General features: G+C 61.1%; 10 protein-coding genes. 8 read left to right on the top strand and 2 right to left on the bottom strand.

Translation table 11 applies throughout. From position 1 onward, the window contains the following. Positions 1 to 16: 16 nt before the first annotated feature. A complete protein-coding gene (locus tag FQ192_RS29525; RefSeq protein WP_149661692.1) occupies positions 17 to 898 on the bottom strand; it encodes a phytanoyl-CoA dioxygenase family protein in 882 nt (293 codons plus the stop codon). Positions 899 to 1,014: 116 nt separating this feature from the next. Here FQ192_RS29525 and FQ192_RS29530 point away from each other — a divergent pair, with 116 nt between their 5' ends. Beyond that, positions 1,015 to 1,929: a LysR substrate-binding domain-containing protein gene (locus FQ192_RS29530; protein WP_149661693.1), complete on the top strand. Its 915-nt coding sequence runs from the start codon at positions 1,015 to 1,017 to the stop codon at positions 1,927 to 1,929. Here the strand turns inward: FQ192_RS29530 and FQ192_RS29535 are convergent. Further along, complete coding sequence (locus FQ192_RS29535) at positions 1,867 to 3,102, bottom strand: MFS transporter (RefSeq protein ID WP_149661694.1); 1,236 nt, start codon at positions 3,100 to 3,102, stop codon at positions 1,867 to 1,869. The two genes, FQ192_RS29530 and FQ192_RS29535, sit on opposite strands and share 63 nt — an antisense overlap. A gap of 423 nt (positions 3,103 to 3,525) precedes the next feature. Between FQ192_RS29535 and FQ192_RS29540 the strand changes: the two genes are divergently transcribed. The 7 genes from FQ192_RS29540 to FQ192_RS29575 all read left to right on the top strand — a co-directional run bounded on the left by FQ192_RS29540 (position 3,526) and on the right by FQ192_RS29575 (position 11,898). Next, positions 3,526 to 4,458, top strand: coding sequence for a LysR substrate-binding domain-containing protein (locus FQ192_RS29540; RefSeq protein ID WP_123408732.1), 933 nt, complete (start codon positions 3,526 to 3,528; stop codon positions 4,456 to 4,458). A gap of 236 nt (positions 4,459 to 4,694) precedes the next feature. After that, entirely contained in the window at positions 4,695 to 6,119 is a 1,425-nt protein-coding gene (aldA, locus tag FQ192_RS29550; protein ID WP_149661702.1) for an aldehyde dehydrogenase, read from the top strand. 193 nt (positions 6,120 to 6,312) lie between these two features. Further along, positions 6,313 to 7,632 (top strand): nitrate/nitrite transporter, encoded by a 1,320-nt coding sequence (locus tag FQ192_RS29555; protein ID WP_149661695.1) that lies wholly within the window; start codon positions 6,313 to 6,315, stop codon positions 7,630 to 7,632. A gap of 1 nt (position 7,633) precedes the next feature. Beyond that, positions 7,634 to 8,851: a mandelate racemase/muconate lactonizing enzyme family protein gene (locus FQ192_RS29560; RefSeq protein WP_123408735.1), complete on the top strand. Its 1,218-nt coding sequence runs from the start codon at positions 7,634 to 7,636 to the stop codon at positions 8,849 to 8,851. Positions 8,852 to 9,035: 184 nt separating this feature from the next. Further along, complete coding sequence (locus FQ192_RS29565; RefSeq protein ID WP_123408736.1) at positions 9,036 to 10,643, top strand: GMC family oxidoreductase; 1,608 nt, start codon at positions 9,036 to 9,038, stop codon at positions 10,641 to 10,643. A 113-nt stretch (positions 10,644 to 10,756) separates the two neighbouring features. Further along, complete coding sequence (locus FQ192_RS29570) at positions 10,757 to 11,167, top strand: response regulator (protein WP_149661696.1); 411 nt, start codon at positions 10,757 to 10,759, stop codon at positions 11,165 to 11,167. A gap of 62 nt (positions 11,168 to 11,229) precedes the next feature. Beyond that, positions 11,230 to 11,898 (top strand): HAD-IA family hydrolase, encoded by a 669-nt coding sequence (locus tag FQ192_RS29575; protein ID WP_149661697.1) that lies wholly within the window; start codon positions 11,230 to 11,232, stop codon positions 11,896 to 11,898. The last annotated feature ends 69 nt before the right edge of the window (positions 11,899 to 11,967 follow it).

An 11,967-nucleotide genomic window follows, 5' to 3' on the forward strand; every position in this document is an offset into this window, starting at 1 on the left:
GATTTTTTTGGGCGGATCAGTCGAGCAACTGGTCGCTGCGCACCAGGTTGCGTTCGGCTTGCAGGTGAGCTTCGGACAGGCGTCCGTAAAGCTGTTTGGTGCGCTGGGCGCGGCCGATGATTCCGGGCTTTTCGGAGTAGGCGAAGATGGCGGTGTTGCGCTCGGTGGCACCCTCGACGCGGGTCACCCGGTGCACGGAGAAGCGGCCCTTGAAAATCTGCAAGTCGCCGGGGTTGAGTTCCAGTTCCTGCACCCGGCTGCGGTCGTCGCCGCGCACCACTTTGCCCACTGCACCGAGGTTTTCCTGGGTGCGGGTGCGGATCATCGGCGCGTACTCGAACACGCCACCGGCCTCGGGCTTCTGGGTCATCATGCTGACGATGAATTCGTTGGTGTCGAAGTGCCAGGGCTGCTCGGTGCCGTGGGGCATGACATTGATCACCAGGCCGGCGAACGGGTCGGCGTATTCGAAAATTTCCGGTTCGTTGAGGCAGGCGCCGATAAAGCGCTTCATCATCGGCGAGACGTACAGCCGATGAATGATTGCGTCCGGGGCGATCATGTCCCGGGTCACGAAACCGCTGGTGCGCTCCATGAATGTGCGGCGCGGGTCATCCTGGGGCAGGGCGGGGTCGTCTTCGGTGAAGTAGGCGTTGACCTTGCGCACCGAGTAAAACGTTTTACTCGACAGCGCCTGACCTTCGGCGCGGGCCTGTTCCAGCGCTTCGGGGCGCAGGAAATTTTTTAGCAGGCAGCAGCCGTCCTCGGCCAGTTCGGCGCGGGCGTGTTCGATCAGTGCCTGTAATTGGACATGGCCCGAATCATGTATGGGGTACAACTCGGTATTAATGATGTCGCTGATATCGCCCACTTCGGCGTCGGCAAGTTGAAGGCTCATGCAAGTCTCCTGGAACTATCAATTAACAGTGTTTGGCGTTGAATCGATAGTTGCTTAAAGAGGTGCGAAGTGGAAATTACAAGTTGTGATCGAATCCATCGGCAGGGGCGATAGTTATGTCAGGCGAACTGGATGGGACCTTACTTAAAGTGTTTGTCGCGATTATCGAGTGCCACGGTTTTTCCGCGGCAGCCGAGCGCCTGCATAAAACCCAATCGACCATCAGTCAGAGTTTGCAGCGCCTGGAAGAGATCGTCGGTACGCCGCTGGTGCAACGCTCCAGTCGTTCGGTGAGCCTGACCTCCGACGGCGAAACCTTTCTGATCTACGCCCGGCAGATCCTCAAGCTCCACGCCGATGCGATCAACGCTGTGCAAATGCCCGACGAACAGGTGTGCATTCACGTCGGCATGCCGGAGGACTACGCCCAGTTTTGCCTGGGCGGGGTGTTGCGCGACTTTCAGGCGCAGTTTCCCAAGGTGCGGCCGGACATTTGTTGTGAGATGTCCACCGCGCTGGTCAGCCGTTTGCAGCGCGGCGAACTGGACCTGGTGCTCGGTGTGCAGCACGCCAACCTGCAGCCGGGTGAATTTCTGTGCGACGAGCCGCTGGTGTGGGTGGCGGCTGAAGGTTGGCGCGCCGGCAAGGACCCATCGGTGCCGTTGGCGGTGTATGCCGAGGGCTGCGCCTTCCGGGCCAACGCGGTGCGGGCGCTGGCCGAGGCCGGGCGGCCGTGGCATGTGGTTTACACCAGCCAGAGCCCGCGGGGCATCGGGATTGCCATTGAGCAGGGGCAGTCGGTGGGCGTCACGGCGCGACGGCTGGTGCCGCCGGGCTGGCAGGTGCTCGATGAGGCTCAGGGCTTTCCGCCGATCGACCCGGCGCGGTTGATGGTCTGGCGTTCGGCTCAGTCTCAGGCACCGGCCGTCGAGGCACTGGTGGAGATTCTGTGCCGCGAGTTGGGCCGTTCAGAGCGGCTGACCCAACGCGGGCTCGCGGGATTGACGGCGGGCCATCAACCCCAGCAATAACAGGCTGGCCGCCACCCAGCAGGCGATCCAGGCATGCACCAGGGCAAACTGCCCGGTGGCTTGCAGCAGCCAGCCACAGATCCCGTTGGCGGTGGCGCTGCCCAGGCCGTAACCGACCATGCTCAGGCTCACCACTTGCAGGCTTTGCACCGGGCTCAATCGGGCGCTGAGGTAGGCCGCCATCAAGCCCCAGACCGGGAAATAGAACAGCGCGAACAACCCGGCCGCCAGCCAGGTCAGGGTCAGGCTCGGTTGCCAGAGCAGGGCCAGCATCGCCAGGCCGAAAGCGCCGATGCTCAACGCCATCACCCGCAAAGCGCCCCAGCGATCCGCCAATGAACCCAGGAGCAAACCACCGACCACGCCGCCGATGCCGATCAGCGTCCACAGTGAACCGGTGATTTGCGCGTTGGCGCCCAGGCGTTCGGTGGCAAACGCCGAGAGGAAGTTCAAGAACGGTCCGCTGATGGCGCCAATAAAGGCGCTGAGCAGCAGAATATGCAGCGCCACCGGGTGCTCCAGACACAGGTGCAGCCATTGCCTGAGTACCCGGCGCAGCGACGGCGCGCTGCTGGGCTTGGGGCGTTGCTGCGCGGCGAGCGGAGCCAGGGCCCAAAACGTCAGCAGGGTGACGATCAGCGTCATACCGGCGCAGATCAACCAGAAGTGCTTCAGGGAAATGCCGTGCAACAACGCGATCAGCACACCATTGAGGCAAATCGCAAACGCCGCCCCGGAAGACGCCAGCCCCAGCACACGGCTGCGGTGGGAGGCCGGAATAACCTCGCTGGCCAACGCCGCGATAGCGTTCCAGTTCGACACCGCACAGGCCGAGACCAGCGCCAGACACAGCGCAAACGGCAGCACCCAGGGCGTGGCGACCGCCAGGGCCAACAGCGCCGGGCTCAAGGCCATCGTCAGGCGCACCATGTTGCGCGGGCTGATCCATGCCGCCGCAATACCGCTGACAATCGACGCGCCCATATAGAACAACTGCAACAGCGCCGCAATGAACGCGGCCTGGCTGTAGCTCAGTTCGAATACCTGACGGATGTCGGGCAATAACGCCGAATACAGGAAAATGCTGAAACCGTGGGTGGTGGCGTTACAGGCCGTGAAGATGAGCGCCAATATGCCAATACTTCTGGCGGGTGAATGAACAAGGGTTGGCATATATTCGGCTCGGGTTAATTGCAACAGGATGGGGCGAAGTTGTGCTGTTCGCCCTAGGTAAGTGCGCTGACGTAGTGAAGTGTTTAGTTGAGGTCAGACTAGCGTTTATATAAATAAAACAGCCAGTGCTTAATAGTCATGAGTGTGCTGCAAAATACTCGTGCTATTTATGCGTGAGCGACAGTTCCCCATTCAAAAAACGACCCTGATCCCTGTAGGAGCGAGGCTTGCCCGCGAAGGCGGCGTGTCAGACACCATCATCAGTGACAGACAGATTGCCTTCGCGGGCAAGCCTCGCTCCTACAGGGGCGGTGTGATGGCATCGAAACCACCCCGCACAACACAAAAATGCATGTTACTCAGGAAATTTCCCTCGGGCCGTGGGATGCTTGGCGCTCGTCAGCCCCAGCGCGAGTCCCTTTCATGAAACGCAAAATGCCCGCGCTCAATGCGCTCAAAGCCTTCGAAGTGGCTGGCAGCACCGGCAGCTTTACCCGGGCGGCGGAGTTGCTCAATGTCACCCAGAGTGCGGTCAGCCGCCAGGTGCGGCAGTTGGAGGAACAGCTCGGCGAGAACCTGCTGGAGCGCCGCCATCATCACCTGGAACTGACCAGCGCCGGCCGGGTCTTGCTGCGGGCGCTGCACCAGTCCTTCGACAAGATCGAGCTGACGGTGCGCAGTATCCAGCAGAAATCCCACGCCAATCGCCTGCACATCAACGCGCCCCCGACCTTCACCAATCGCTGGCTGATGCCGCGCCTGGGACGCCTGCGCGAGAGGCACCCGGAGCTGGAATTGAGCATCACCACGCGCCTGCAAGACAGCCTCGCGGAAACCAGCACCCTGGACTGCGCGATTCGTTTCGGCGACGGCGAATGGGATGGCCTGGACGCCTCGCTGCTGATCCAGGAACGGCACATCGCGGTGTGCGCGCCGTCCCTGTATGCGCGGGAGTGGAGCGAGGGCGGCATCGACCTCAATCGCCTGACGTTGCTGCATGTTCTGGCCAAGGAAGACCAACGCTACCTGACCTGGAAACACTGGCTCGACGCGGCGAAAATCAGCGGCGTCGACATCCAGGGCGGCTATGAATTCGACCTGCTGGACCTGGCGATCCGCGCGGCTACCGATGGCTTGGGCATCACCATCGCTGACTGGCACATGGTCGCCCCGGAACTGGCCAGCGGGCAATTGACCCAGGTGCTGAACGTGCACGTGGAAGGGCATCAATCCTACTGGCTCGTGACCCGGCCGGAGCAGACCTTGATGCCGCAATTGCAGGTGTTCAGCCAGTGGTTGCAGGAAGAAATCTGGTTGGCGCAACGCCAGCTCGAACCCTCTACCGCCGCCAGCTAGACACACCGCAGACCCCCTGTGGGAGCGGGCTTGCTCGCGAATGCGGTGGGTCAACCAATATCAATGGCGACTGACACGACGCCTTCGCGAGCAAGCCCGCTCCCACAAGGGACTACATCGTCAATGGGAACAACATTCATTTTTCGAATGTTCCCCCGCTCAATAAATCGTTTGTTCAACCCGTCCAGCACGCCAAGACTGGGTGAACTGGATAAAAACAACGATGGGCGATGCACATGCGACTCGAGCGAAATTTTGTAAACGGTCACTTTATTGAGCCTGCCAGCGACGCGCTGATTGCGGTCTACAACCCGGCGACTGAAGCCCTGGTGGGCCACGTTTCGGCGGCCAACACCGCCGAAGCCACCGCCGCCGTTGACGCTGCCGCCGCGGCGCAGAAGGTCTGGGGCAAGCTCACCAGCATCGAACGCGCCGAGCATCTGCGCGCTTTCGCCGATGCCCTTGAGGCCTGCGCCGACGACATCGGTGCCGCCCTGGCCGCCGAGTCCGGCAAGAGCGTCGCTGATGCCAGCAACGAGGCCCGTTACGCCGCGCAGATCACCCGTTACCACGCCGAGTGGGCGCGGCGGATCGAAGGCGAGATCATTCCCAGCGACACCCCGAACGAAAACCTGTTCCTGCACCGCGAGCCGATTGGCGTGGTCGCCTGCCTGATCCCGTTCAACTACCCGGTCTACACGCTGCTGCGCAAAATCGCCCCGGCGCTGATTGCCGGCAACACCGTGGTGGTGCGCCCGAGCAACAATACCCCGACCTCGGCGTTTGAAATCGCCAAGGCTGTGCAGCAATCCGGTTTGCCGGCTGGCGTGGTGAACATCCTGACCATGGATCACGCCACCGCCGCCGCCGTGTGCACCCATAAAGCCGTCGGTTTGATTACTTTGACCGGCAGCGTCAACGCCGGACGCATCGTGCTGGATTACTGCAAGGCCAACATCGCCAAGCCATCGCTGGAACTGGGTGGCAAGACTCCTGCGATCATCGAAGCCGATGCCGATCTTGAAGCCGCCGCCAGCGCCATCGTCGCCTCCAAGACCACCCACTGCGGTCAGTTGTGCACGGCGGTGGAGCGGGTCTACGTGCAGGAAAGCGTCTACGAGCAGTTCCTCGCCTTGCTCAAAACCAAAATCAGCGCCGTGAAGTTCGGCGACCGCACCACCGACGCCGACCTGATGGGGCCACTGGTCAATGCCAGTTCCCGGCAGAACATCCATGCCATGGTCGAGCGCGCCATCGCTGACGGTGCTGTACTGGAAGCAGGCGGGTTTATCCCTGAAGGCAACGGTCATTTCTACCCGCCGACCTTGCTCAGTGGCTGCCGCCAGGACATGGAAATCATCCAGGAAGAAATCTTCGGCCCGGTGCTGCCGGTGCTCAAGTACCGCGACATCGACGAAGCCCTGGCGATGGCCAACGATCACCAGTTCGGCCTGTCATCGGTGCTGTACACCGAGAACTACCGCACCACCATGAAAGTCGCCAACGCCATCGAGGCCGGCGAGTTGTACGTCAACCGCACCCCGGCCGACCCGTACCAGGGATTCCACGCCGGATGGAAACGCTCGGGCCTGGGCGGCGATGACGGCAAGCACGGCATGCTTGAATTCACCCAGACGCGACTGGTCGTCATGAAGTACTGATTCATACGGAACACCCCTCCCGCTTATGTGGGAGCGGGCTTGCTCGCGAAGACGGTGTGTCAGTCGACACATCAATGGCCTGACACACCGCTTTCGCGAGCAAGCCCGCTCCCACAAAGGCCTGAGTACACCTGAGTTATATAAAAATAATTATTGAGGTGCCCGGACCACCGGGCTGCCCGAGGTCTCACAGATGTCCAAGCCTGCAACCACTGTTGCCGCTGTTCAGGGTTCGAACGCGGGTTCAAAAAGCCACAGTGACAAGGGAAGTCGCTACATCCAGTTAATGCTGCTGGTCCTGGCCGCCGGGGCGATTTACCCGATCCTGTACCTGCGCCAGGTCTACCAGACCACCATGCTCGAAGTGTTCCAGATCAACCACAGCGAGCTGGGTTATCTGTACTCGATGCTCGGCACGATCTTCCTCCTCAGTTACTTGCCCAGCGGTTGGCTGGCTGACCGCATCGCTCCGCGTTTCCTGATTTTCTTTTCCCTGGTGGCCACCGGTGCCCTGGGCCTGTGGTATTCCACCGCGCCGTCGATGACCGGTCTGATGATAATCTTCGGATGCTGGGGCCTGACCACCGGCCTGACGTTCTGGGCCTCGGTGCTCAAGCGGGTGAAGATGATTGCCCATCACACCGAGCAGGGCCGGTTTTTCGGCATCCTCGACGGCGGTCGCGGTTTGGTTGAGGCGTTGCTGGCCACCGTTGCGTTGGGCCTGTTTGCCTTCGCCACTGAAACCCGTGGCGAGTCGGCGGCCGAAGGCTTCAAGCACGTGGTCTACCTCTACGCCTTCACCTGTATCGCCATCGGCTGTGTGCTGGTGCTGATCAAGGACCCGAAGTCGATGGCAGACACGGCGGCGGTGGAGAAGGGCAAGTACAACCTGGCCAGTGACTTGCTCACGCTGGTGAAAATCCCTGAACTGTGGCTGGTCACCGCCATCGTGTTCTGCGGTTATCACATCTTCTGGGCCACCTACAGCTTCTCCGATTACTTGCAGGGCGGCGGCATGACCGCGGTCATGGCCGGCACCATCACCACCATAAAATTGTGGATGCGCCCGATTGGCGGCATCGGCGGCGGCTGGCTCGGTGACAAGTTCTCGAACATCTCGGTGCTGATCGTGGCGCTGCTCTGCGCGACGCTGGCGATGGTCGGCCTGATCGTGTTCCCGGCGCTCAACAGCATGGGCCTGCTGATTGGCACGGTGATTTTCATCGGCCTGATGACCTACGCCATTCGCGGGCTGTACTGGGCGATCCTCGACACCTGCAACATTCCGCTGCGCATCACCGGCCTGGCCATCGGCATTGTCTCGGTGGTCGGTTACCTGCCGGACGCCTTCATTCCGTTGATCAACGGCTACCTCACCGAACATTTCCCCGGTGCCCCTGGTTACAAGCTGTATTTCGGCTACATCGCTTTCGTCGGCCTGCTCGGGACCCTGGCGGCCCTGACCTTGCGCGCGCGTATCAATCGTCAATCTTTGAACAAAACAGGTGCCTGAGATGAAAATCGTCGCCCTTGAAACTCATATTGTTGCCGTACCACCGCCGCACATCGGTGGCATGTACTGGCTGTTCGTCAAGCTCAAGACCGATTGCGGCATCGAAGGCGTGGGCGAGATCTACGCCGCGACCTTCGGCCCAAAAGCCATGCTGCCGATCATCGAAGACGTGTTCGAACGCTACCTGCTCAACCACGACCCGCACCACATCGAGCGCTTCTTCCGCCAGGCCTATTCCAGCGGATTCACCCAGCGCCCGGACCTGACCATGATGGGCGTGGTCAGCGGTCTGGAGATGGCGTGCTGGGACATCATCGGCAAAGCGGCGAACAAACCGGTCTACGAATTGTTGGGCGGCAAGGTCAACGAACGCCTGCGTTCCTATACCTATTTGTACCCGGTCAACAGCAAGGGCGAGTACGACTACGACGACCCGGACCTGGCCGCCGAATGCGCCGTCGAGAACATGAACAAAGGCTTCACCGCCGTGAAGTTCGACCCGGCCGGGCCGTACACCGCGTACTCCGGGCACCAGATTTCCCTGGAAGTGCTGGAACGCTGCGAAACCTTCTGCCGCAAGATCCGCGAAGCGGTGGGCGACAAGTGCGACCTGCTGTTCGGCACCCACGGGCAAATGGTGCCGTCCTCGGCGATTCGCCTGGCCAAGCGCCTGGAGAAATACGACCCGCTGTGGTTTGAAGAACCGGTGCCGCCGGGCCAGGAAGATGCCATGGCGCAAGTCGCGGCCAAGACCACCATCCCGATTGCCACCGGCGAACGGCTGACCACCAAGTACGAATTCTTCAAGCTGTTGCAGGCCGGCGGGGCGTCGATTTTGCAGATGAACGTCGCCCGCTGTGGCGGCCTGCTCGAAGCGAAGAAAATCGCGAGCATGGCCGAGGCCTATTACGCGCAGATCGCGCCGCATCTCTACAACGGGCCGATTGGCGCGGCGGCGAGTTTCCAGTTGGCGACCTGCACGCCGAACTTCCTGATCCAGGAAAGCATCATGACCTGGGGCGGGTTCCACGCTGAAGTCCTGACCAAGCCGCTGCAATGGGAGGACGGCTACATCATCCCGTCCACCGAACCGGGCCTGGGGGTGGAGCTGAACATGGACGTGGTGCGCCGGCATTCGCCGTACACCGGTGAGCGTCTGCACCTGCAAATGGCGCCGACCCCGGCTGACGTCAAAGACACATCGCCGGCCAGGGGCTGACGAAAATGGCGCATCCCCCTTGTGGGAGCGGGCTTGTGTGGCGAGGGAGCTTGCTCCCGCTGGGTCGCGTAGCGACCCCAAAAGCTTTGCGACTGCTTCGCAGTCGAGCGGGAGCAAGCTCCCTCGCCACACAAGCCCGCTCCCACAGGGGTTTGTGCCTGACGGTTTATTTGGACTGACTTACATGACATACGACTACATCATCGCTGGCGCAGGCGCCGCAGGCTGCATCCTCGCCAACCGGCTCTCGGCCTCGGGTAAACACACGGTGCTGCTGCTGGAGGCGGGCGGCAAGGACAGTTCCTTGTGGTTCAAGATTCCGGTCGGCTTCGCCAAAATGTATTACAACCCGACCTTCAACTGGATGTACTACAGCCAGCCGCAGAAACAGCTCAACAACCGCGAAATCTACGCCCCGCGCGGCAAGGTCCAGGGAGGTTCGGGTTCGATCAATGCGATGGTCTACGTCCGTGGCCAGGCCCATGACTTCGACGACTGGGCGGCCAACGGCAATGACGGCTGGGGCTTCAAGGACGTGCTGCCGTACTTCCGCAAACTGGAAAACCATCCCCTGGGCGACAGCGAATACCACGGCGGCAGCGGCCCGATCAGCATTACCCCGATGAAGGGCCAGACCCACCCGATCTGCGACGTGTTCCTCAAGGGATGCGACGAACTCGGCTACCCCCACAGCGACGATTTCAATGGCCCGAAATTCGAAGGCTCGGGCATCTACGACGTCAACACCAAGGACGGCCAGCGCAGCTCCAGCAGCTTCGCGCATCTGCACCCGGCCCTGAGCCGGCCGAACCTGACGGTCGAGCATTACGCCCTGGTCGACCGCGTATTGTTCGACGGCGAGCGGGCCACCGGTATTTCCGTGACCCAACACGGCGTGGTCCGCACCTTCACGGCACGCAAGGAAGTGATCCTCTGCGCCGGTGCCGTGGACACGCCGAAGATCCTGCAATTGTCCGGCGTCGCCGATCAAAAGCTGTTGGCCAGGCACCAGATTCCCGTGGTCAAGCACCTGCCGGCGGTGGGGCAGAACCTGCAGGATCACCTGTGCGCCAGCTATTACTACAAGGCCAACATCCCGACCCTCAACGATCAGCTCGGCTCGCTGTTCGGCCAGTTCAAACTTGGCCTCAAATACCTGCTGACCCGCAAAGGCGCGCTGGCGATGAGCGTCAATCAGGCCGGTGGCTTTTTCCGTGGCGATGAGACCCAGGCCAACCCGAACCTGCAGTTGTATTTCAACCCGCTGTCGTACCAGATTCCAAAAAACAACAAGGCCAGCCTCAAGCCCGAGCCGTATTCAGGCTTCCTGCTGTGCTTCAACCCGTGCCGGCCCACCAGCCGCGGGCATATCGAAATCGCCTCGAAAAATCCCCGCGACGCGGCGCTGATCGACCCCAATTACCTGAGCACGCAAAAGGACATCGACGAGGTGATCCAGGGCAGTCGCTTGATGCGCAAGATCATGCAGGCGCCGGCGCTCAAGAGCATCACCGTTGAAGAGGTGTTGCCGGGGCCGGTGGTCGAAAGCGACGAACAAATGTTGCAGTACTTTCGCGAAAACAGCGGCTCGATTTATCACCTGTGCGGCTCGTGCGCCATGGGCTCGGACGTTCAGCGGTCGGTGGTCGACAAGCGGCTCAAGGTCCACGGTCTTGACGGTTTGCGCATCGTCGATGCCTCGATTTTCCCCAATGTAACCAGCGGCAATACCCACGCCGCGGTATTGATGGTGGCGGAGAAGGGCGCCGATCTGATCCTGCAGGACGCCTGATTTCAACTCTGGCTGTATCAAAAATGAATTTCCGCCCAGTCCGCCGTTCATACCTGATAGGTGGCGGATTTGAGCTGCAAAATCATTGGGTGCAATCAGGGAGTGGGACGGTCATGAATCAAAAACAAGGGGCGGACGAGTCGTTACCTGGCGGCTTGATTCTGGTGGTTGAAGATGACCCGCTGATTCTGGAATTCCTCTGCGAAATTCTTCGGGACGAAGGCTTTGTCGTGCAGCCGCAAATCAGCGCCGACGCGGCTGTGCAGTATCTGGAAGAACATGCGGGCGAGGTACAGATGTTGCTGACGGACATCACCATGCCCGGACAGCGCAATGGCGCAGACCTGGCCAACGAGTTCGGCGACCGCTGGCCGGAAAAGCCGATCATGATCATGTCTGGCTTCGAAACTCCGGAAAGCTCGGGGGTGCGGCATCACGTGTCCTTTATCAAGAAACCCTGGGCGTTGGGGCAGTTGATTGATTGCGTGGAAGGGGCTTTGAAATCCCAGCGTCCGCTGGCGTAACTGATTGGCGGTGGTACATTGCCTGACACACCGCCTGGCCCCTTGCGATAGGAAGCTGTCTTTTGCCTGCTCAGACCTCCGTTTTCAATACGTCATACCGCGCTTTTCTGTTCGACATGGACGGCACCGTCCTCAACTCCATTGCCGCCGCCGAGCGTATCTGGACGGCGTGGGCGTTGCGTCATGGGCTGGATGTCGAGACATTCCTGCCGACGATTCACGGCGCCCGAGCCATCGACACGATCAATCGCCAAGGCTTGCCGGGGCTCGATGCCGAGGTTGAAGCGAGGTTTATCACCGAGGCGGAAATCGAGGATGTGGAAGGGATAGTCGAAGTGGCTGGCGCTGCCCGTTTTCTGAATTCGTTACCTGCCGATCAGTGGGCGATTGTGACCTCGGCGCCGAGGGCCTTGGCCTTGCGGCGGATGGCAGCGGCAGGGATTCCCGAACCTTCGGTGATGGTGACGGCTGAGGATGTGAAGGCGGGCAAGCCTGATCCGGCGGGTTATCGCCTGGCGGCGCAGCGGTTGGGCCTGGAAGTGACGCAGTGTCTGATTTTTGAAGATGCCGCCGTGGGGATTCAAGCGGCGGAAGCGGCGGAAGCCGATCTGCTGGTGATGACCTCGACCCATGAGCATCCGATTGAGACGCCGCACGCCACGATGGCGGATTACGACTCGGTCGAAGTCCGGGCTGACAGCGATGGCCGGATTCGCCTGCAAGTCCTGTAGTCACCATCGATTCACTGTGGGAGCGGGCTTGCTCGCGAAAGCGGTGGGTCAGTCACCATAGATAGTGGC

Source organism: Pseudomonas sp. ANT_J12 (assembly GCF_008370045.1).
Taxonomy (GTDB): Bacteria; Pseudomonadota; Gammaproteobacteria; order Pseudomonadales; family Pseudomonadaceae; genus Aquipseudomonas.